The 20,283-nt window shown below is 37.5% G+C and carries 23 protein-coding genes and 2 other annotated features; all 23 genes read left to right on the forward strand.

The features are described 5' to 3' along the window. Positions 1-229: 229 nt before the first annotated feature. The 23 genes from ctsR (at position 230) to rplL (ending at position 20,229) form a co-directional block, all read left to right on the forward strand. A complete protein-coding gene (gene ctsR / locus AB3X49_RS00005; protein ID WP_098778571.1) occupies positions 230-691 on the forward strand; it encodes a transcriptional regulator CtsR in 462 nt (153 codons plus the stop codon). Between the two features lie 168 nt (positions 692-859). Then, positions 860-1,408, forward strand: coding sequence for a protein-arginine kinase activator protein McsA (gene mcsA, locus AB3X49_RS00010; protein WP_367960089.1), 549 nt, complete (start codon positions 860-862; stop codon positions 1,406-1,408). 4 nt (positions 1,409-1,412) lie between these two features. After that, on the forward strand, positions 1,413-2,477 hold the full coding sequence (gene mcsB, locus AB3X49_RS00015; RefSeq protein ID WP_002169332.1) for a protein-arginine kinase McsB: 1,065 nt from the start codon (positions 1,413-1,415) through the stop codon (positions 2,475-2,477). A 22-nt stretch (positions 2,478-2,499) separates the two neighbouring features. After that, positions 2,500-4,935, forward strand: a complete 2,436-nt coding sequence (clpC, locus tag AB3X49_RS00020; protein ID WP_002063405.1) for an ATP-dependent protease ATP-binding subunit ClpC — start codon at positions 2,500-2,502, stop codon at positions 4,933-4,935. A gap of 94 nt (positions 4,936-5,029) precedes the next feature. Continuing rightward, entirely contained in the window at positions 5,030-6,406 is a 1,377-nt protein-coding gene (gene radA / locus AB3X49_RS00025) for a DNA repair protein RadA (protein WP_002169331.1), read from the forward strand. 3 nt (positions 6,407-6,409) lie between these two features. After that, positions 6,410-7,483 carry a DNA integrity scanning diadenylate cyclase DisA gene (gene disA / locus AB3X49_RS00030; RefSeq protein WP_000392162.1) on the forward strand — a complete coding sequence of 358 codons (1,074 nt, stop codon included), beginning with the start codon at positions 6,410-6,412 and terminating at the stop codon, positions 7,481-7,483. A gap of 160 nt (positions 7,484-7,643) precedes the next feature. Then, positions 7,644-8,747, forward strand: a complete 1,104-nt coding sequence (locus AB3X49_RS00035; RefSeq protein WP_002063406.1) for a PIN/TRAM domain-containing protein — start codon at positions 7,644-7,646, stop codon at positions 8,745-8,747. A 16-nt stretch (positions 8,748-8,763) separates the two neighbouring features. Next, positions 8,764-9,444 carry a 2-C-methyl-D-erythritol 4-phosphate cytidylyltransferase gene (gene ispD, locus AB3X49_RS00040; protein WP_002009811.1) on the forward strand — a complete coding sequence of 227 codons (681 nt, stop codon included), beginning with the start codon at positions 8,764-8,766 and terminating at the stop codon, positions 9,442-9,444. A 113-nt stretch (positions 9,445-9,557) separates the two neighbouring features. Next, the gene (ispF, locus tag AB3X49_RS00045; RefSeq protein WP_000488386.1) at positions 9,558-10,034 is read left to right on the forward strand and encodes a 2-C-methyl-D-erythritol 2,4-cyclodiphosphate synthase; all 477 of its coding nucleotides are present in this window, start codon (positions 9,558-9,560) and stop codon (positions 10,032-10,034) included. An 89-nt stretch (positions 10,035-10,123) separates the two neighbouring features. Beyond that, positions 10,124-11,581 (forward strand): glutamate--tRNA ligase, encoded by a 1,458-nt coding sequence (gene gltX / locus AB3X49_RS00050; RefSeq protein ID WP_262449843.1) that lies wholly within the window; start codon positions 10,124-10,126, stop codon positions 11,579-11,581. A gap of 47 nt (positions 11,582-11,628) precedes the next feature. Then, positions 11,629-11,874, forward strand: a binding site (T-box leader). Positions 11,875-12,011: 137 nt separating this feature from the next. Continuing rightward, positions 12,012-12,677 (forward strand): serine O-acetyltransferase, encoded by a 666-nt coding sequence (gene cysE, locus AB3X49_RS00055; protein ID WP_002169329.1) that lies wholly within the window; start codon positions 12,012-12,014, stop codon positions 12,675-12,677. Then, complete coding sequence (gene cysS / locus AB3X49_RS00060) at positions 12,658-14,055, forward strand: cysteine--tRNA ligase (RefSeq protein ID WP_002091500.1); 1,398 nt, start codon at positions 12,658-12,660, stop codon at positions 14,053-14,055. The genes cysE and cysS overlap by 20 nt, the downstream gene beginning before the upstream one ends. 2 nt (positions 14,056-14,057) lie before the next feature. After that, positions 14,058-14,465, forward strand: a complete 408-nt coding sequence (locus AB3X49_RS00065; RefSeq protein ID WP_002063411.1) for a Mini-ribonuclease 3 — start codon at positions 14,058-14,060, stop codon at positions 14,463-14,465. Then, a complete protein-coding gene (rlmB, locus tag AB3X49_RS00070; protein ID WP_002091503.1) occupies positions 14,462-15,205 on the forward strand; it encodes a 23S rRNA (guanosine(2251)-2'-O)-methyltransferase RlmB in 744 nt (247 codons plus the stop codon). Before AB3X49_RS00065 ends, rlmB begins: the two co-directional genes overlap by 4 nt. A 3-nt stretch (positions 15,206-15,208) precedes the next feature. After that, positions 15,209-15,721: an NYN domain-containing protein gene (locus tag AB3X49_RS00075; protein ID WP_002009801.1), complete on the forward strand. Its 513-nt coding sequence runs from the start codon at positions 15,209-15,211 to the stop codon at positions 15,719-15,721. A 67-nt stretch (positions 15,722-15,788) separates the two neighbouring features. Beyond that, the gene (locus AB3X49_RS00080) at positions 15,789-16,448 is read left to right on the forward strand and encodes an RNA polymerase factor sigma-70 (RefSeq protein WP_002009799.1); all 660 of its coding nucleotides are present in this window, start codon (positions 15,789-15,791) and stop codon (positions 16,446-16,448) included. A gap of 128 nt (positions 16,449-16,576) precedes the next feature. After that, positions 16,577-16,723 (forward strand): 50S ribosomal protein L33, encoded by a 147-nt coding sequence (gene rpmG, locus AB3X49_RS00085; protein WP_012260172.1) that lies wholly within the window; start codon positions 16,577-16,579, stop codon positions 16,721-16,723. Positions 16,724-16,755: 32 nt separating this feature from the next. Further along, positions 16,756-16,935, forward strand: coding sequence for a preprotein translocase subunit SecE (secE, locus tag AB3X49_RS00090; RefSeq protein ID WP_002009797.1), 180 nt, complete (start codon positions 16,756-16,758; stop codon positions 16,933-16,935). Positions 16,936-17,066: 131 nt separating this feature from the next. Further along, the gene (gene nusG / locus AB3X49_RS00095) at positions 17,067-17,600 is read left to right on the forward strand and encodes a transcription termination/antitermination protein NusG (RefSeq protein ID WP_002009795.1); all 534 of its coding nucleotides are present in this window, start codon (positions 17,067-17,069) and stop codon (positions 17,598-17,600) included. A gap of 168 nt (positions 17,601-17,768) precedes the next feature. Continuing rightward, positions 17,769-18,194 (forward strand): 50S ribosomal protein L11, encoded by a 426-nt coding sequence (gene rplK, locus AB3X49_RS00100; protein ID WP_001085872.1) that lies wholly within the window; start codon positions 17,769-17,771, stop codon positions 18,192-18,194. A 180-nt stretch (positions 18,195-18,374) separates the two neighbouring features. Further along, the gene (gene rplA / locus AB3X49_RS00105; RefSeq protein WP_002009792.1) at positions 18,375-19,067 is read left to right on the forward strand and encodes a 50S ribosomal protein L1; all 693 of its coding nucleotides are present in this window, start codon (positions 18,375-18,377) and stop codon (positions 19,065-19,067) included. 49 nt (positions 19,068-19,116) lie between these two features. Further along, positions 19,117-19,262 (forward strand) — a sequence feature (ribosomal protein L10 leader region). Positions 19,263-19,301: 39 nt separating this feature from the next. Then, positions 19,302-19,802: a 50S ribosomal protein L10 gene (rplJ, locus tag AB3X49_RS00110; RefSeq protein WP_002009790.1), complete on the forward strand. Its 501-nt coding sequence runs from the start codon at positions 19,302-19,304 to the stop codon at positions 19,800-19,802. A 67-nt stretch (positions 19,803-19,869) separates the two neighbouring features. Next, positions 19,870-20,229 carry a 50S ribosomal protein L7/L12 gene (gene rplL / locus AB3X49_RS00115; RefSeq protein WP_002009788.1) on the forward strand — a complete coding sequence of 120 codons (360 nt, stop codon included), beginning with the start codon at positions 19,870-19,872 and terminating at the stop codon, positions 20,227-20,229. Positions 20,230-20,283 lie beyond the last annotated feature (54 nt).

Here is a 20,283-nt window from a genome sequence, read left to right on the forward strand (position 1 = left end):
TAGGACGTCGCCAAGCAAGATAAAAACACAAGTCTTTTGACTTGTGTTTTTTTGTGTTTCTTTTTACAATTCATAGTAATTTAAAAAATCTTTACTTAAAGAATCGTCCTTTTGATTAAAGACAGGGAAATGTGGCTAGGATAGTGAATAAGCAAAAGAGTTGCAAATTTTTTTAATACGTATATAATTATAGTCAAAGATAGTCAAAGTCAATAAAGGTGGCGGATAAATGAGAAATATATCTGATATCATTGAGAAATATCTAAAGCAAGTTATTGACTTAAGCAATAATAATGTGATTGAAATCAAGAGGAATGAGGTCGCTGATCGATTCGATTGTGTGCCGTCTCAAATCAACTATGTAATCAATACCCGTTTTACGTTAGAAAGAGGATTTGTAGTAGAAAGTAAACGAGGTGGAGGAGGTTACATTCGCATTATAAAAGTCAAACTGCATGATGATATAGACATTATTGATCAAATGCTTCATATGATTGATCATAGCGTTGCACAAGGAAATGCTGAAAGTATGATTATACGTTTAATAGAAGAGGGGATTATAACAAATCGTGAAGCTAAACTTATGTTAAGCGTACTAGATCGTTCTGTATTATTAATGGATGTTCCTTCTCGAGATGAACTTAGGGCTCGAATATTATGCGCAATGTTAAGAACACTGAAATATAAATAAATATAACTTTTGTTAAGAATGATAGCTAAGATAATGCAGTTTAATATTGTAGGGATTTTGAAAGATGACATGTGCTTTACTAAATGGATTAAGGAAAGAGAACAATCTAGTAATGTATGAAAAGTATCATGAGATAGATCGTTCCTGTTGTAAAGGTGGGGGATAGCGATGACTTGTCAAAACTGTAATATAAGACCGGCAGCTTTACATTATACAAAAGTAATCAACGGAAAAAAGGCGGAAGTTCATCTTTGCGAGCAATGTGCAGAACAAAGTGGCTATACGTCTTTCTTTCAATCACCGCAGTCTAATTTTTCATTCCATGACCTATTAACCGGATTATTGCATAGTGAACCAGCAATGTTTGAAGAAGGGCAAGATGCATTTTCAAATACAAATATATCAAGATGTCCGAATTGTAAGATGACATATGAACAATTTACAAAAGTGGGACGCTTTGGATGTGCTTCTTGTTACGATACATTTAAGGGGCATTTAAAACCATTGTTAAAACGTCTTCACGGTGGGCATACGGATCATTGTGGAAAAATTCCTGAACGTATAGAAGGAAATATCTACTTAAAGAAAGAATTAGATGAACTAAAACTCAATCTGAAACAATATGTACAGAAAGAGGAATTTGAGAAAGCGGCTGAAGTACGAGATAAAATTCGAGGTCTTGTAAATCAGCTTAGTGAGCATAGAGAGGGGGAATAGTTCTATGTCACTGGACAGAATCATGAATGAAGCGATTAGTCCATGGATGAAGGGAGATGGCCCTGATTCTGATATTGTTTTAAGTAGTCGAATTCGTTTGGCTCGTAATTTTAAAAAATATCAATTCTCTACTATGCAAAACGAGGAAGAAGCTAAGCAGATTCATGAGTTATTTAAGAAGAAGTTTATAAAAAAACCTGTTGAACCTTTTGGGGAGTTTGAACTATTAAAAATGAATGAATTAAATCCTCTTCAAAGGAGAGTTTTAGTTGAGAAGCATTTAATTAGTCCAAATCTTGCAGGAACAGAATACGGAGCATGCCTACTATCAGAAAGTGAACATATAAGTATCATGCTTAATGAAGAGGATCATGTTAGGATTCAGTGCCTATTTTCAGGTTTACAGTTATCAGAGGCGCTTCAAAGTGCCAATCAAATAGATAATTGGATCGAGGAGCAGGTTGAATATGCTTTTGATGAATCGCTTGGATATATTACGAGTTGCCCCACTAACGTCGGTACAGGATTAAGGGCTTCGGTAATGATTCATTTGCCGGGACTGGTTTTAACGAAAAGAATTAACCGTATTATACAAGTAATTCAAAAATTAGGGTTAGTAGTAAGAGGAATATACGGTGAAGGTAGCGAAGCGTTAGGTAATATATTTCAAGTGTCAAATCAAATGACACTAGGGAAATCAGAAGAAGATATTATTGCAGATTTAAAGAGTGTCATTCAACAAATCATTCATCAAGAAAAAACGGCTAGAGAATTAATTGTACAAAATTCAAGCATTGAGCTTGAAGATAAAGTATATCGTTCTTACGGAATACTAGCTAACAGTCGTTTAATTCAATCTGCAGAAGCAGCCACTTGCTTATCAGATGTACGGCTTGGTATTGACTTAGGATATATACAAGGTATATCGAGAAATATTTTAACTGAGTTAATGGTTCTTACTCAGCCAGGCATTTTGCAACAATATGCAGGAGGACCTTTAGGACCAGAAGAAAGAGATTATCGAAGAGCAACTTTAATCCGTGAGCGATTACGAATTGAACAAAATTAAGCGCAAGTAGGAGGCGATTTCTATGATGTTTGGAAGATTTACAGAACGAGCACAGAAAGTATTAGCTTTATCTCAAGAGGAAGCAATTCGCATTGGGCATAATAATATTGGAACAGAACATATTTTACTTGGGCTTGTACGCGAAGGTGAAGGAATTGCAGCAAAAGCGTTAATTGCTCTTGGATTAAGTCCAGAGAAAGTTCAAAAAGAGGTAGAAGCATTAATTGGACGTGGAACGGAAGCTTCTCAAACAGTACATTACACACCTCGTGCTAAAAAAGTTATTGAGTTGTCTATGGACGAAGCTCGTAAGCTAGGCCATTCCTACGTTGGAACAGAACATATTTTACTTGGTTTAATCCGTGAAGGTGAAGGTGTAGCAGCACGCGTTTTAAATAATTTAGGTGTAAGCCTAAATAAAGCAAGACAACAAGTGTTACAACTCCTTGGAAGTAATGAAGCTAGTTCAGGTCACCAGGGTGGTTCATCAACAAATGCGAATACACCTACACTTGACAGTCTAGCACGTGATTTAACAGTTGTTGCACGTGAAAATCGTTTAGATCCTGTTATTGGACGTAGTAAAGAAATTCAACGTGTAATTGAAGTGTTAAGCCGTAGAACAAAAAACAATCCAGTATTAATTGGAGAACCTGGTGTAGGTAAGACAGCAATTGCGGAAGGATTAGCACAGCAAATTGTAAATAATGAAGTTCCTGAAACTTTAAGAGATAAGCGTGTTATGACATTAGATATGGGTACAGTTGTTGCTGGAACAAAATATCGTGGTGAATTTGAGGATCGTTTAAAGAAAGTGATGGATGAGATTCGCCAAGCTGGTAACATCATTCTATTTATTGATGAGCTTCATACGTTAATTGGTGCAGGAGGGGCGGAAGGTGCAATTGATGCATCGAATATTTTAAAACCATCTTTAGCACGTGGTGAATTACAATGTATTGGTGCAACAACTTTAGACGAATATCGTAAATATATTGAAAAGGATGCGGCATTAGAAAGACGTTTCCAACCAATTCATGTTGATGAACCAAACTTAGAAGAATCAGTTCAGATTTTAAAAGGTTTACGTGACCGTTATGAGGCGCATCACCGCGTATCAATTACAGATGATGCAATCGATGCGGCTGTAAAACTTTCAGATCGTTACATTACAGACCGTTTTTTACCTGATAAAGCAATCGATTTAATTGATGAGGCTGCATCAAAAGTGCGCTTACGTTCTTATACAACACCGCCAAACTTAAAAGAGCTTGAAGTGAAGCTTGAGGAAATTAGAAAAGAAAAAGATGCAGCTGTACAAAGCCAAGAATTTGAAAAAGCTGCTTCCTTACGTGATATGGAACAACGTTTGCGTGAAAAGTTAGAAGATACAAAGCGTCAGTGGAAAGAGAAACAAGGACAAGAAAACTCAGAAGTAACAGTAGAAGATATTGCAAATGTCGTTTCCACATGGACGCGTATTCCAGTTTCTAAACTTGCACAAACAGAGACAGATAAATTATTAAACTTGGAATCAATTTTACATGATCGTTTAATTGGGCAGGATGAAGCAGTTGTAGCTGTGGCAAAAGCTGTTCGTCGTGCGAGAGCGGGATTAAAAGATCCGAAACGTCCAATTGGCTCATTTATTTTCCTAGGACCTACTGGTGTAGGTAAAACAGAACTAGCAAGGGCATTAGCGGAATCTATGTTCGGTGATGAGGATGCAATGATCCGCATCGATATGTCTGAGTACATGGAAAAGCATTCTACTTCTCGTTTAGTTGGATCTCCTCCAGGATATGTTGGATATGAAGAAGGTGGACAATTAACAGAGAAAGTTCGTCGTAAGCCATATTCAGTTGTCTTATTAGATGAAGTAGAGAAAGCTCATCCTGATGTGTTTAATATTTTACTACAAGTATTAGAAGATGGCCGTTTAACAGATTCTAAAGGACGTACAGTTGATTTCCGTAATACAATTGTTATTATGACGTCTAATGTTGGTGCAGACGCATTAAAACGTAATAAACATCTTGGATTTAACGTACAAGATGAGAGCCGCGATTATTCAGATATGAAAGGTAAAGTAATGGATGAATTGAAAAAAGCATTTCGTCCAGAATTCTTAAACCGTATTGATGAAATTATCGTGTTCCATATGCTTGAGAAAAAACATATTCAAGAAATTGTAACTCTTATGGTGAATCAGTTAGTGAATCGCTTAAAAGAACAAGAGATTGAATTGCATTTAACAGAAGGAGCAATTTCAGCAATTGCTGATAAAGGATTTGATCGAGAGTACGGTGCTCGTCCGCTTCGTAGAGCGATTCAAAAACATGTAGAAGATAGACTATCAGAAGAACTGTTAAAAGGTGCTATTGAGAAAGGACAAAAAGTTATCTTTGATATAGAAGGAGAATCATTTGTCATTCATAGTGCGGAAAAGGTAAAATAAGTATAGACAAACAAAGAGGGCTACGCGATAGCCCTCTTTCTTGTACGAGAAGGATAAACGTTTGTAGATGAAAGTGAAGTGAACTATAAAAAATATGGCTAAAAAGAAAACAAAATTTACATGTCAAGAATGTGGTTATCAGTCGCCAAAATATATGGGGAAATGTCCTGGATGTGGTCAATGGAATACGCTTGTTGAAGAGATGGAACCAGTTGTATCATCAAGACGCCTTAATTATGCCAATGCAATTCAATCAGAAGTAACAAAACCAAGACGCTTAACAGAGGTAGAAACAAAGTCTGAGGCGCGTATTGAAACGAAATTTCAAGAGTTTAACCGTGTACTTGGTGGCGGGATTGTAGATGGATCTTTAGTACTTATTGGTGGAGACCCTGGGATTGGGAAATCAACATTGTTATTACAAATTTCATCGCAATTAGCAGATTCTTTATATGATGTACTATACATATCAGGTGAGGAGTCAGCAAAGCAGATCAAACTTCGTGCAGATCGTTTGCATGTAAAGGGTAGTAATCTATTTGTTGTAGCAGAGACTGATTTACAGAGAATTGCAGCGCACATTGAAGAGATGAATCCAGCTTTTGTTGTTATTGACTCCATCCAGACGATACATTTACCTGAAGTGACGTCAGCCCCAGGGAGTGTAACGCAAGTACGTGAATGTACAGCGGAATTAATGAAACTTGCAAAGACGAAAGGGATTCCTATTTTTATCGTCGGACATGTGACAAAAGAAGGGGCAATTGCAGGACCACGTATGCTAGAACATATGGTTGATGCAGTTCTTTACTTTGAAGGAGATCGTCACCATACATATCGTATTTTGCGAGCTGTGAAGAACCGTTTTGGTTCCACAAATGAAATGGGGATCTTTGAAATGAAGGAACTAGGTCTTGCAGAAGTACTAAATCCTTCTGAAATTTTCCTTGAGGAACGTCCAGTTGGAGTTGCAGGATCCACAGTGGTTGCTTCAATGGAAGGAACAAGACCGGTTTTAGTAGAAATACAAGCATTAATCTCCCCTACTAGTTTTGGAAATCCTCGAAGAATGGCGACGGGAATTGATCATAACCGCGTTTCACTTATTATGGCAGTGCTAGAAAAAAGAACAGGTTTATTGTTGCAAAATCAAGACGCATATTTAAAAGTTGCGGGTGGCTTGAAATTAGATGAACCAGCAATCGATTTAGCTGTCGCCTTAAGTATTGCTTCAAGTTTCAGAGATAAAGCTACTGCACCAGCCGATGCGGTAATAGGAGAAGTAGGCCTAACTGGAGAAATAAGAAGAGTATCAAGAATTGAACAACGTGTACAAGAAGCAGCGAAATTAGGATTTCAACGTGCTATTATTCCTAGAAAAAATTTGGGAGGATGGACAATTCCAGATGGGATTGAGGTAGTAGGTGTTTCTAATTTAGGAGAAGCGCTTCGTTTGACATTAGGAGGCTAGGCTATGGAGGAAAACAAGCAACGTGTCAAAAGTATGATTAATATTCTACAGCTTGTTGCCCCAGGAACACCACTACGCGAAGGGATAGATAACGTACTTCGTGCGCAAACTGGAGGGCTAATTGTTCTTGGGTATAATGAGCAGATTAAAAGTATTGTTGATGGAGGATTTCACATTAATTGTGCATTCTCGCCGGCTAGTTTATATGAATTAGCAAAAATGGATGGGGCACTTATTTTAAATGAAACTGGGAGCAAAATTTTAATTGCAAATGCACAATTAGTTCCAGATCCATCCATTGATTCTATTGAAACAGGTATGCGTCACCGAACGGCAGAGCGTGTAGCAAAGCAGACGGCTAGCCTTGTTGTGGCTATTTCACAAAGACGTAACGTAATTACACTATATCAAGGGAACTTACGTTATACACTAAAAGATATAGGTGTAATTTTAACAAAGGCAAACCAAGCTATTCAAACGTTAGAAAAATATAAAGCTGTATGGAATGATGGGATTACGAATTTGGGCATTCTAGAATTTGAAGAGGTCGTTACAATGTCCGAGGTAGTTCACGTTTTACATAGTGTTGAAATGGTACTGCGTATTAAAAATGAAATAGTGAGCTACATTCATGAGTTAGGAACGGAAGGAAGGTTAATTCGTTTACAACTTACAGAATTACTAGCCGACTTAGAAGCAGAGGCAGCGTTATTAATTAAGGATTATTATCAAGAAAAAACGCAGGATCACCATCAAATTTTGAAAAAGTTACAAGATCTTGCAAATACACAGCTTTTAGAGGATAGCGATTTAGTTAAATTGCTCGGCTATCCAGGGCAAATGAGCTTAGAAGAAAGCGTGACACCGAGGGGATACCGAATCGCAAGCAAAATTTCTCGTGTTCCACCACTTATCATTGAAAATTTAATTAATCGATTTAAAACATTGCAAGGTGTTTGTCGTGCAACTATTAATGAATTGGATGATGTGGAAGGAATTGGGGAAGTTAGGGCGAAGAAAATACGAGAGGGCCTAAAAAGAATTCAAGAGCATCTCTATATGAGTAGACACAATTAAGAATATTACATTGATTCCATAATATAACGACACTAGAACATTTTTGTTATATGATATGGTATATTGGTAAATAAAACTATTTACAAAAAAACACGTCCGCTTTTGCATTCGGCGTTTTGATTAGCAAAACAATGGTTAATAATGAGTAGGAGGTGGTTGGATGTTAAAAAGGATCGTACAGCTCTTCTTTTTAGTGATCGGGGGAGCGTTAGGGATTTTTCTAATCCCAAAAGTTATTAATGTATTGGACGTTGGTGCTGTTCCTTTGCTTGAGGGATCGTACGTTCGTGCAATTATTGGTGCAATTATTTTATTTTTAACAACATTTTGGCTTGTGGATTATATTGTTCAACTTATTAAACATATCGAAGAAGCCCTTGTAAAGGCACCGGTAGCGGATGTTTTATTTGGTACATTAGGGTTGATCTCTGGTCTTATTGTTGCATATTTAATTTTGATACCAATTCGTGAATTCACGATTCCAGTCATTAGTACAGTATTACAAGTGTTCTTTACTCTTTTACTTGGTTATTTAGGATTCCAAGTAGGATTTAAAAAGAGAAATGAATTGCTAGGATTATTTACATTACCCCAGCGTGGAGGTAAGAAGAAAAACAATAGCGAGAACGAAGAGGTAGAGGTAGAAAAATCTACAACTCATTGGAAAATTCTCGATACAAGCGTAATTATTGATGGACGTATTGCGGATATTTGCCAAACGAAGTTTTTAGAAGGAACAATTGTGATTCCACAATTCGTATTAGAAGAGCTTCAGCATATTGCCGATTCTTCTGATGCTTTAAAGCGTAATCGTGGTCGCAGAGGATTAGACATTTTAAATCGTATTCAAAAAGAGCTACCAATTCCGGTGGAAATTTATGAAGGCGATTTTGAGGATATCCAAGAGGTGGATAGCAAGCTTGTAAAGTTAGCTAAAATCACTGGTGGAACTGTTGTAACAAATGATTTCAACTTAAACAAAGTTTCTGAATTACAAGGAGTAACAGTATTAAACATTAACGATTTAGCAAATGCAATTAAACCAGTCGTACTCCCTGGCGAAGAATTAAGTGTTTATGTTGTGAAAGATGGTAAAGAACAAAATCAAGGTGTGGCATATTTAGATGATGGCACGATGATTGTAGTAGAAGACGGTAGAGAATATGTCGGTTCGCAACTTAATGTACTAGTTACAAGTGTGTTGCAAACATCGGCTGGTCGTATGATTTTCGCAAAACGTAAATTATTAGAAAAAGCATTATAAGTAGAGGATTATTAATATGTATACGTTAATTATTCCAGCAGCGGGTCAAGGGAAACGGATGGGTGCTGGCAAAAACAAGTTGTTCTTACTTATAAATGGAGTACCTATCATTGTGCATACATTACGTGCTTTTGAAAAAGATAAAGCATGTAAACGTATTATCATGGCAATTAACGAAGAGGAACGCCCTTATTTTGAGGAGTTAATGCAGAAGTACCCGGTTGAAAAGCAGGTGCAATTTATTCAAGGCGGGGCCGAAAGACAAGATAGTGTGTATAATGCGCTTCAGTATGTGAGTGGTGTTGAATATGTTCTCGTACACGATGGTGCGCGCCCGTTCGTAACGAATAAGATGATGCAAGATGTATTAACTGCAGCAGAGAAATATGGTGCTTCCATTTGTGCGGTGCCAGTGAAGGATACCATTAAGAAAGTAGAACAGGGTGTTGTTGTTGAAACGGTAGAACGTTCTCAGCTTAAAGCGGTTCAAACACCGCAAGGATTTTCTGTTCCTCTTTTATTAGAAGCTCATAGAAGTGCAAAGCAAAGTTGTTTTCTTGGTACAGATGACGCAAGTCTCGTAGAACGTGTAGGGAAGAAAGTAGGCGTAGTAGAGGGGAGTTACTATAATATTAAAGTGACGACTCCAGAGGATTTACTAATTGCTGAAAGTTTCCTTCATGTTCAGAAGAAATAGAAGTGATGTTATTATAGTAAAGAAAAGCTCGGCAGTTGCCGGGCTTTTCTTTATAGAGATAGCAATATAATATAGAATTCATAAAGTAGTTTAGATTGAGGAGGATGTAAAGAATGTTTCGAATTGGACAAGGTTTTGATGTACATGAATTTGCGGAAGGTAGACCGTTAATTATCGGTGGAATTACAATTCCTCATGAAAAAGGATTAATCGGTCACTCGGATGCAGATGTATTGTTACATACGATTGCTGACGCATGTCTAGGAGCAATTGCAGCAGGAGATATTGGAAAACATTTTCCCGATACAGATCCTGCCTTTAAAGATGCGGATTCAGCTGTATTGTTACAAAAGGTTTGGGAATTTGTGCGTGAACAAGGTTATGAGCTAGGGAACCTAGATTGTACAATTATTGCCCAAAAGCCAAAAATGGCACCGCATATTGAAAGCATGCGTAAACGCATTAGTGAACTATTAGAAACGTCTATTGATAATATTAATGTAAAGGCAACAACAACAGAAAAATTAGGATTTACAGGTAGAGAAGAAGGGATTGCTTCTCAAGCGGTTGTTTTATTACAGAAAAAATAGTGGTTTTTAATTCGTAAGATGGATAATCACGTTTTTTTGGTGTACAATTATAGAATGTGTTGACATTAAGATTGGAAGGTGTACCAACTATGGAAAAGCAAGTGAGAGTGCGCTATGCGCCAAGTCCAACAGGACACTTACATATCGGAAATGCGCGTACGGCATTATTTAATTATTTATTTGCTCGTCATCAAGATGGTAAGTTTATTATTCGTATTGAAGATACTGATGTGAAACGTAATGTTGCTGGTGGAGAAGAAAGCCAATTAAAATACTTGAAATGGCTCGGTATGGACTGGGATGAAGGTGTTGATGTTGGTGGTGAATTTGGACCATATCGTCAAACAGAGCGTTTAGATATTTATAAAAAATTATATAAAGATTTATTAGAGCGTGATTTAGCTTACAAATGTTATATGACAGAAGAAGAGCTAGAAGCAGAGCGTGAAGGTCAAATCGCTCGTGGTGAAACACCGCGTTATGCAGGAAACCACCGTGATTTAACTGAGGAGCAAATTAAAGGATTTGAGGCTGAAGGCCGTATTCCAAGTATTCGCTTCCGTGTGCCGGCTGATAGCGACTACACGTTTAAAGATCTCGTAAAAGATGAAGTTGCATTCCATTCAAATGATTTTGGTGATTTCGTTATCGTGAAAAAAGATGGAATTCCAACTTATAACTTTGCGGTAGCGGTAGATGATCACTTAATGGAGATTACACACGTACTTCGTGGTGATGATCATATTTCAAACACGCCAAAACAAATGATGATTTATGAAGCTTTCGGTTGGGATATCCCGAAGTTCGGTCATATGACTTTAATTGTAAACGAAAGCCGTAAAAAGCTAAGTAAGCGTGACGAATCTATTATTCAATTTATTGAGCAATATAAAGAGCTTGGATATCTTCCAGAAGCAATCTTTAACTTTATTGCATTACTAGGTTGGTCACCAGTAGGTGAAGAAGAAGTCTTCTCTCAAGATGAGTTTATCAAAATGTTTGATGCAGCTCGTTTATCAAAATCACCTGCATTATTTGATTCCCAAAAACTAAAATGGATGAACAACCAATATATGAAAAAACAAGATTTAGATACGGTTGTTGAACTAAGCTTACCGCATTTAGTGAAAGCGGGTCGCGTAGGTGAAAACTTAAGCGAACAAGAACAAGCGTGGGTTCGTGATGTAATTGCTTTATATCATGACCAAATGAGCTTTGGAGCTGAAATTGTAGAGCTTTCTGAAATGTTCTTTAAAGATCATGTTGATCATGAAGAAGAGGGACAAGAAGTATTGAAAGGTGAACAAGTACCTGAAGTACTTCGTGCATTTGCCGATCAATTAGAAGCTTTAGAAGCAATGGAGCCAGCGGCAGTTAAGGCGGCAGTTAAAGCAGTTCAAAAAGAAACAGGACATAAAGGTAAAAACCTATTTATGCCAATCCGTGTTGCTACTACTGGACAAACACATGGTCCAGAGCTTCCTAACGCTATTGCTCTTCTTGGAAAAGAAAAAGTTTTAAATCGTATTCAAAAAGTAATTGGTTAACATTTTCTAGGTTTAGCAATATAATAAGTATATCTAAAATCTAATAAGGAAAAGCGACGAGAAGGAGAAGTAGAAAATCAGGCTTTTTACAGAGAGAACCACCCTTAGGCTGGAAGTGGTTTATAAGCGGATTTTTGAAATGCCCCTTCGAGTCTTCTGTTGAACAGCGAAGTATTTCGCGGAACGTCTTAGGGCGCAAAGTAAACAGAAGCGGTGTAAACCGTTATCATGGATGAGTTTGAGGCTTCTTTAGCCTAAACAGAGTGGAACCGCGCTTAAAAGGCGTCTCTGTCTATATGACAGAGGCGTCTTTTTTTTATACCATGTAAATGGTGTGAGTATAAGTTTTATCCCCTTGTATAAAGATTTAGGGGGAAGTGGGGAGTTAGTTCACTCGAAAAAAGCAGCCCATAAAGGGGAGGGAACATCGATGTTTAAGAGGCTTCGGGAAGATATTGAAGTCGTTTTTGAACAGGATCCAGCGGCAAGAAGTTATTTCGAAGTCATTTTAACTTACTCTGGATTACATGCAGTTTGGGCCCATCGAATTGCACATGCTTTTTATAAAAGGGATTTTTTCTTTATGGCACGTTGGATTTCGCAAGTTAGTCGTTTTTTTACTGGCATTGAGATTCATCCAGGAGCAACTATTGGTCGTCGTTTTTTCATTGATCATGGAATGGGGGTTGTAATTGGAGAAACGTGTGAAATTGGCGAAAACGTAACAATTTATCAAGGTGTCACATTAGGTGGTACAGGTAAAGAAAAAGGAAAGAGGCACCCTACAATTCAGGATAATGTATTAATTGCAACAGGTGCTAAAGTACTAGGTTCTATTACTATTGGAGAGAATTCTAAAATTGGAGCAGGATCTGTCGTGTTAAAGGAAGTTCCTGCGCATTCTACAGTTGTAGGTATACCTGGCCGAGTCGTTATTCAAAATGGAGTAAAGATTGGTCAAGAATTAAATCATTCTGATCTTCCGGATCCGATTTTTGATAAATTAAAGGTTATGGAAGTAGAACTTGATAAATTGAGAAAGCAACTCGAAGTAAAGGTAGGAAGGAAGGATAAAAATGACTATTCACATTTATAATACGTTAACGCGTCAAAAAGAAGAGTTTATGCCATTAGAAGAAAATAAGGTAAAGATGTATGTGTGCGGACCTACAGTGTATAACTACATTCACATTGGGAATGCAAGACCACCTATGGTGTTTGATACAGTACGCCGTTACTTAGAATATAAAGGATATGATGTGCAGTATGTATCTAACTTTACTGACGTGGATGATAAATTAATTAAGGCGGCAAACGAATTAGGTGAAGATGTGCCAACAATTGCAGATCGTTTTGTTGAAGCTTACTTTGAAGATGTAACGGCACTAGGTTGCAAACATGCAACGGTTCATCCACGTGTAACGGAAAATATGGATATCATTATTGAATTTATTCAAGAACTTGTGAATAAAGGGTATGCATATGAATCAGAAGGTGATGTGTACTTTAAAACGAAAGAATTCGAAGGTTACGGTAAATTATCACATCAACCGATTGCAGACTTACGTCACGGTGCACGTATTGAAGTAGGAGAAAAGAAACAAGACCCTCTTGATTTTGCTTTATGGAAAGCTGCGAAAGAAGGAGAAATCTTCTGGGAAAGCCCTTGGGGGAAAGGACGCCCAGGGTGGCATATTGAATGCTCAGCAATGGCGCGTAAATATTTAGGGGATACAATTGATATTCATGCTGGTGGTCAAGATTTAGCGTTTCCTCATCATGAAAATGAAATTGCGCAGTCTGAGGCGTTGACAGGAAAAACATTTGCACGTTATTGGATGCATAACGGATATATTAATATTAATAACGAGAAGATGTCTAAGTCGCTTGGAAACTTCATTTTAGTTCACGATATCATTAAACAATATGATCCACAGTTAATCAGGTTCTTTATGCTATCGGTACATTACCGTCACCCAATTAACTTTAGCGAGGATTTATTGCAAAGTACTAATAATGGACTAGAAAGAATTAAAACAGCTTACGGTAACTTAAAGCATCGTATGGAAAGTAGTACGGATTTAACGGACCATAATGAAAAATGGTTAGCTGAAATGGAAAAGTTCCAGGTTGCATTCGAAGAAGCGATGGATGATGATTTCAATACGGCTAATGCGATTACTGAATTATATAACGTAGCAAATCACGCAAATCAATATTTGTTAGAAGAACATACTTCTAAAGTTGTAATTGAAGCGTATGTAAAACAACTTGAAACATTATTTAGTATTTTAGGATTAGAATTAGCGCAAGAAGAGTTGCTTGATGAAGAAATTGAAGCACTAATCCAAAAGCGTATTGAAGCTCGTCAAAATCGTGACTTCGCACTATCTGATCAAATTCGCGATGATTTAAAAGGACGTAATATTATTTTAGAAGATACCGCTCAAGGTACAAGATGGAAAAGAGGATAAGAATGATTGATGCAAAGCAATTAAACAGCTTAGCTTTAGCATATATGGGTGATGCGGTATATGAGCAATATATCCGCTATCACCTCCTTCAAAAGGGGAAAGTTCGCCCTAATCAATTACATCGCTTAGGGACGAGCTTTGTTTCGGCAAAAGCACAGGCGAAAGTTGTTTATCATTTATTAGAAACGGCATTTTTGACAGAAGAGGAAGAGGCGGTATTAAGAAGAGGGCGTAATGCGAATTCGGGTACTGTTCCAAAAAATACAGATGTACAAACATATCGACACAGTACAGCCTTTGAAGCGCTAATCGGTTATCATCACTTGTTGAATAATCGTGAAAGATTGGACGAGATTGTATATAAGGCGATTGACGTTTTGGAAGAAAAGGAAGGGAGCACATCATCATGAGTAGTGAATATATTATCGGACGTAACCCTGTAATTGAAGCTTTAAGAGCGGGGCGAGATATTAATAAAATTTTGGTAGCGGAAGGTGCTGCCAAAGGACAAGTGCAAATTGTACTAGCATTAGCAAAAGAGAATAAGGTTATCTTGCAACACGCACCAAAGAAGAAATTAGATCAATTGGTTGAGGGTAATCATCAAGGTGTAATTGCTCAAGTAGCTGCATATCAATATGCTGAGTTAGAGGATTTGTTTAAATTAGCAGAAAAACGCAATGAAGATCCGTTCTTCTTAATTTTAGATGAAATTGAAGACCCACATAACTTAGGCTCTATTATGCGTACTGCGGATGCAACAGGGGCTCATGGGGTTATTATTCCAAAAAGAAGAGCGGTGGGGCTTACAGCGTCAGTTGCGAAAGCGTCGACTGGGGCAATTGAATATATTCCTGTTGCACGTGTAACAAACTTATCGCGTACAATTGATGAATTAAAAGAACGTGGACTTTGGATTGCTGGTACAGATGCCAAAGGGAAAACAGATTACCGTAATTTAGATGGTAATATGCCAATCGGACTAGTAATTGGTAGTGAAGGAAAAGGTATGAGTCGTATTATTGGTGAAAAGTGTGATTTCCTAATTACTTTACCGATGGTCGGTAAAGTTACATCCTTAAATGCTTCAGTAGCCGCAAGTTTGTTAATGTATGAGGTATATCGTAAACGTCACGAAATTGGTAAATAAAAAATGAACGATATTTTAATCGTTGACGGTTACAACATTATCGGGGCTTGGGGAGACTTGAAGAAACTACGGGATGTAGATTTACAGTCATCAAGAGACGCACTTATTGATAAGATGGCGGATTATCAAGGCTATACAGGCACAAAGGTAATGATTGTCTTTGATGCCTATACAGTCTATGGTATTGAAAAAAAGATGAAACAATCACGGGTGGAAGTAATATTCACGAGAAAAAATCAAACTGCAGATGAAAAGATAGAACAACTTGCGATTGAGCTTAGAAATATAAATACACAAATATACGTTGCAACTTCGGATTATACGGAGCAATGGATTATATTTGCGCAAGGTGCACTTCGAAAATCTGCGCGTGAATTAGAGTTAGAAGTGCAAGCGATGGAACAACAAGTAAGAAGGTGTACAAAAGACACGAAAGAAAAGCAACCCGCCATGCGAAAGATATTTAGTGAAGATATTACAGAAAAATTAGAAAAATTAAGAAGAGGAGAGCGTTGAAGCATTGACGCTCTTTATCTTTTTACTGTATAATATTGCTAAATATATAGCGGTCGGAGGGATCAGGGTGGAAGCAGGCTTCGTAAGTGTAGGCGACGTTACATTTCGTGATTTAGAGGATGAGGCAATCGTTGAGTTAGTTCGAAAAGGTAATACTGACGCTCTAGAATATTTAATTCACAAATATAAGAACTTTGTTCGCGCGAAATCAAGATCTTATTTCTTAGTGGGTGCCGATCGAGAAGATATTGTTCAAGAAGGCATGATTGGATTGTTTAAAGCTATTCGTGATTATAAAGGGGACAAGCTGTCTTCGTTCAAAGCATTTGCTGAACTGTGTATCACTCGACAAATTATTACCGCTATTAAAACAGCAACAAGGCAAAAACATATTCCGTTAAATTCGTATGTGTCTTTAGACAAGCCAATTTACGATGAGGAATCTGATCGAACATTATTAGATGTTATTTCGGAATCGAAAGTAACTGATCCAGAAGAGATGATTATAAGTCAGGAAGAATATACAGACATAGAATCTAAAATATCTGAATTATTAAGCGATTTAGAAAGAAAAGTGCTCTCTTTATACTTAGATGGTCGTTCCTATCAAGAAATTTCAGAACAGTTAAACAGGCACGTGAAATCTATTGATAACGCATTGCAGCGTGTAAAAAGGAAATTAGAAAGATATATGGAGATGAGAGAGAGCACAACTTTAAATTCATAGCAAGTGCCGCAGGTGTAAAATAATTCACCTGTTTTCTTTTTGTTAAGAGAGTGAAAGTCATGACATTGACATTGTCTTTTGTTGTATGATACATTTTTAGGGACAATGTTACAAGGTTGGTGTAACTAATGAGGAAAAAAGTTGTACTCTCATGTGAAGAGTGTAAAAATCGAAACTACTCTACGATGAAAGATACGAGCTCAGTAGAGCGACTTGAGATAAAGAAGTTTTGTAAAACATGCAATAAGCATACAGTTCACAAAGAAACAAAATAAATAATTGAAATAATAAACTGGAGGTCCCGTAGATGCGTTTAACGAACTTTTTCGGCGATGTAGGTCGCGAAATGAAAAAAGTAAGTTGGCCTAAAAAAGATGAATTACTCCGATCAACAACGACTGTTATCGCGACAGTTGTGTTCTTTGCGATTTTCTTCGCAGTGGTTGATATGGGCATTTCTTCTTTAATTCGGTTAATTCTTGGTTAATTCTTGAATAAGAAGCACTTATCCATGATATAATGTTATTTATAAGAACTGTGTAAAAGCCCGGTGAACGGGTTTTTTCATTTGCGCAAAAAAATGTACGTCAGGGAGGGAAGGACGCTCGTCCTAAATGAATGGAAAAAAGTTGGTATGTTGTCCATACTTATTCTGGATATGAAAATAAAGTAAAAGCAAACCTAGAGAAACGTGTAGAATCAATGGGTATGCAAGATAAAATTTTCCGTGTTGTTGTCCCGGAAGAAGTAGAAGTAGAAATGAAAAATGGTAAAGAAAAAATAACGAAAAGAAAAGTGTTCCCAGGTTACGTATTAGTAGAACTAATCATGACTGACGATTCTTGGTATGTTGTTCGTAATACGCCAGGTGTAACAGGCTTTGTCGGTTCTTCTGGTTCAGGATCTAAACCATCGCCTCTATTAGAAGAGGAAGTTGTTACCATCATGAAGCATATGGGAATGGACAATGAAGTGGTTGATTTCGAATTTGAACTTCATGAAACAGTGCGTGTAAATGAGGGGCCATTCGCGGATTATACAGGTGCGATTGAAGAAATTGATGTGGAAAAGAAAAAAGTTAGCGTGCTTGTAGACATGTTCGGTCGCGAGACTCCGGTTGAACTTGATTTCCATCAAATTGAAAAATTATAAAATGAAACTTGAAATGAATTGTAAAAAGTGATAATATCTTTTAAGTCAGTACGTCTTCGGTAACGGAGACGTTTTTTGAAAAAGATTTTATCATTATGATAAAATATGAAGTGGGAGGGCAAATCACTGCCCAATTGACCACATCACGGACTTAAGGAGGTGTGTCTCGTGGCTAAAAAGGTAATTAAAATGGTAAAACTTCAGATTCCTGCAGGTAAAGCTAATCCAGCTCCGCCGGTTGGTCCAGCATTAGGACAAGCAGGTGTTAACATCATGGGCTTCTGTAAAGAGTTTAACGCTCGTACAGCTGATCAAGCTGGTCTTATCATCCCTGTTGAAATTACGGTATTTGAAGACCGTTCATTCACTTTCATTACTAAAACTCCTCCTGCTGCTGTTCTTCTTAAGAAAGTAGCTGGTATTGAGTCTGGTTCTGGTGAACCAAACCGTAATAAAGTGGCAACTGTTAAGCGTGATAAAGTACGCGAAATCGCTGAAACTAAAATGCCTGACCTAAACGCTGCTAGCGTAGAAGCTGCAATGCGTATGGTTGAAGGTACTGCGCGCAGTATGGGCATCGTTATCGAAGACTAATTCGATTTGTTTTTTGTAAAAAAGGTTGCGGGTCTGGAATTCCAATTCGCAACCTTTATTATCGTAAATGATCATCATTTTTAAATAAATGGATGGGCGCACATCCTCGGGGGTTCCCGGAATGAAGGCGTAAACGTGGGAGGTTATTCCGCTAAAACCACATTCAAGGAGGAAACAAACATGGCTAAAAGAGGTAAAAAGTACGTTGAAGCTGCGAAGCTTGTTGATCGTGCATCTGCTTACTCTGCAACAGAAGCAGTAGAATTAGTAAAGAAAACAAATACAGCTAAATTTGATGCAACTGTAGAAGCTGCATTCCGTTTAGGTGTTGACCCTAAGAAAGCTGACCAACAAATTCGTGGTGCAGTTGTTCTTCCACACGGTACTGGTAAAGTACAACGTGTATTAGTATTCGCTAAAGGCGAAAAAGCAAAAGAAGCTGAAGCTGCTGGCGCTGAATTCGTAGGCGATGCTGATTACATCGGTAAAATCCAAAAAGGTTGGTTCGATTTCGATGTAGTAGTAGCAACTCCTGACATGATGGGTGAAGTTGGTAAACTTGGTCGTGTATTAGGACCTAAAGGTTTAATGCCAAACCCTAAAACTGGAACAGTTACTTTCGATGTAACTAAAGCTGTTAACGAAATCAAAGCTGGTAAAGTTGAATACCGCGTTGATAAAGCTGGTAACATCCACGTTCCAATCGGTAAAGTATCTTTCGAAGATGCTAAATTAGTAGAAAACTTCAAAACAATTGCTGACACGCTACAAAAAGCTAAGCCGGCTGCTGCAAAAGGTACTTACATGAAGAACGCAACTGTTGCTTCTACAATGGGACCTGGCGTACGCGTAGACGTTTCTACACTTGCGTAAAAATTGGAAGTTGACTTCATAAAGAAGTTTTAATATAATCATTTATGTTGTGAATTTTAATAGTGTACCGTAGACAGTAGGAGTCGATTCGACTTAATTTCCTACCTAGGTGTTAATATACGAAGCGGAATCTTTTTTCTGTGACTATATGCCTCCATGTCTACAAGTTGGGCATGGAGGTTTTTAGTGCACTTTCGGTACATCTTCTATATAATCTACAGGAGGTGTAATAACATGAGCAAAGTAATCGAAACTAAACAACAAGTTGTAACTGAAATCGCTGAAAAACTTCGCGCGAGTAAATCTACAATTGTTGTTGACTACCGTGGTTTAACAGTTTCTGAAGCAACAGAATTACGTAAAAACTTACGTGAAGCTGGCGTTGAGTTCAAAGTTTACAAAAACTCTTTAACTCGTCGTGCTGCAGAGTCTGCTGAAATGGCTGAGTTAAACGAATTCTTAACAGGACCAAACGCAATCGCGTTCAGTAACGAGGATGTAGTTGCTCCTGCGAAAGTATTAAACGACTTCGCTAAAAATCATGAAGCTTTAGAAATTAAAGCTGGCGTAATCGAAGGTAAACTTGTAACACTTGATGAGGTTAAAGCTATCGCTACTCTTCCATCACGTGAAGGCTTACTTTCTATGCTTCTTAGCGTTCTTCAAGCTCCAATCCGTAACCTTGCACTTGCTACTAAAGCAGTTGCAGATCAAAAGGAAGAGCAAGGCGCTTAATTTTTTAAAAGATAATTACTTGTTATCTATAAAACAATACAAACCTATTTAAGGGAGGATATTTACAATGACTAAAGAACAAATCATTGAAGCAGTTAAATCTATGACTGTATTAGAACTTAACGACTTAGTAAAAGCTATCGAGGAAGAATTCGGCGTAACTGCTGCTGCTCCTGTAGCTGTAGCTGGTGGCGCTGGTGAAGCTGCTGCTGAGCAAACTGAATTTGACGTAGTACTTGCAAGTGCTGGCGCTCAAAAAATCAAAGTTATCAAAGCTGTACGTGAAATCACTGGTCTTGGCTTAAAAGAAGCTAAAGAATTAGTTGACAACACTCCAAAAGCAATCAAAGAAGGCGTTACTAAAGAGGAAGCTGAAGAAATGAAAGCTAAACTTGAAGAAGTTGGCGCTGCTGTAGAAGTTAAGTAATTAACTTTTGGTGCTTTAAAAAAAGCTCGCTCTTATGCGAGCTTTTTTTTTAAC

Origin of the sequence: Bacillus sp. C30 (genome assembly GCF_040838255.1) — a bacterium.
In the GTDB taxonomy this organism is placed as follows: domain Bacteria; phylum Bacillota; class Bacilli; order Bacillales; family Bacillaceae_G; genus Bacillus_A; species Bacillus_A mycoides.

What these genes read in the sequence shown, in the direction of transcription:
- ctsR (WP_098778571.1), top strand. Translation starts at nt 230, where the DNA reads ATGAGAAATATATCTGATATCATTGAGAAATATCTAAAGCAAGTTATT.
- mcsA (WP_367960089.1), top strand. Translation starts at nt 860, where the DNA reads ATGACTTGTCAAAACTGTAATATAAGACCGGCAGCTTTACATTATACA.
- mcsB (WP_002169332.1), top strand. Translation starts at nt 1,413, where the DNA reads ATGTCACTGGACAGAATCATGAATGAAGCGATTAGTCCATGGATGAAG.
- clpC (WP_002063405.1), top strand. Translation starts at nt 2,500, where the DNA reads ATGATGTTTGGAAGATTTACAGAACGAGCACAGAAAGTATTAGCTTTA.
- radA (WP_002169331.1), top strand. Translation starts at nt 5,030, where the DNA reads ATGGCTAAAAAGAAAACAAAATTTACATGTCAAGAATGTGGTTATCAG.
- disA (WP_000392162.1), top strand. Translation starts at nt 6,410, where the DNA reads ATGGAGGAAAACAAGCAACGTGTCAAAAGTATGATTAATATTCTACAG.
- AB3X49_RS00035 (WP_002063406.1), top strand. Translation starts at nt 7,644, where the DNA reads ATGTTAAAAAGGATCGTACAGCTCTTCTTTTTAGTGATCGGGGGAGCG.
- ispD (WP_002009811.1), top strand. Translation starts at nt 8,764, where the DNA reads ATGTATACGTTAATTATTCCAGCAGCGGGTCAAGGGAAACGGATGGGT.
- ispF (WP_000488386.1), top strand. Translation starts at nt 9,558, where the DNA reads ATGTTTCGAATTGGACAAGGTTTTGATGTACATGAATTTGCGGAAGGT.
- gltX (WP_262449843.1), top strand. Translation starts at nt 10,124, where the DNA reads ATGGAAAAGCAAGTGAGAGTGCGCTATGCGCCAAGTCCAACAGGACAC.
- cysE (WP_002169329.1), top strand. Translation starts at nt 12,012, where the DNA reads ATGTTTAAGAGGCTTCGGGAAGATATTGAAGTCGTTTTTGAACAGGAT.
- cysS (WP_002091500.1), top strand. Translation starts at nt 12,658, where the DNA reads ATGACTATTCACATTTATAATACGTTAACGCGTCAAAAAGAAGAGTTT.
- AB3X49_RS00065 (WP_002063411.1), top strand. Translation starts at nt 14,058, where the DNA reads ATGATTGATGCAAAGCAATTAAACAGCTTAGCTTTAGCATATATGGGT.
- rlmB (WP_002091503.1), top strand. Translation starts at nt 14,462, where the DNA reads ATGAGTAGTGAATATATTATCGGACGTAACCCTGTAATTGAAGCTTTA.
- AB3X49_RS00075 (WP_002009801.1), top strand. Translation starts at nt 15,209, where the DNA reads ATGAACGATATTTTAATCGTTGACGGTTACAACATTATCGGGGCTTGG.
- rpmG (WP_012260172.1), top strand. Translation starts at nt 16,577, where the DNA reads ATGAGGAAAAAAGTTGTACTCTCATGTGAAGAGTGTAAAAATCGAAAC.
- secE (WP_002009797.1), top strand. Translation starts at nt 16,756, where the DNA reads ATGCGTTTAACGAACTTTTTCGGCGATGTAGGTCGCGAAATGAAAAAA.
- nusG (WP_002009795.1), top strand. Translation starts at nt 17,067, where the DNA reads ATGGAAAAAAGTTGGTATGTTGTCCATACTTATTCTGGATATGAAAAT.
- rplA (WP_002009792.1), top strand. Translation starts at nt 18,375, where the DNA reads ATGGCTAAAAGAGGTAAAAAGTACGTTGAAGCTGCGAAGCTTGTTGAT.
- rplJ (WP_002009790.1), top strand. Translation starts at nt 19,302, where the DNA reads ATGAGCAAAGTAATCGAAACTAAACAACAAGTTGTAACTGAAATCGCT.
- rplL (WP_002009788.1), top strand. Translation starts at nt 19,870, where the DNA reads ATGACTAAAGAACAAATCATTGAAGCAGTTAAATCTATGACTGTATTA.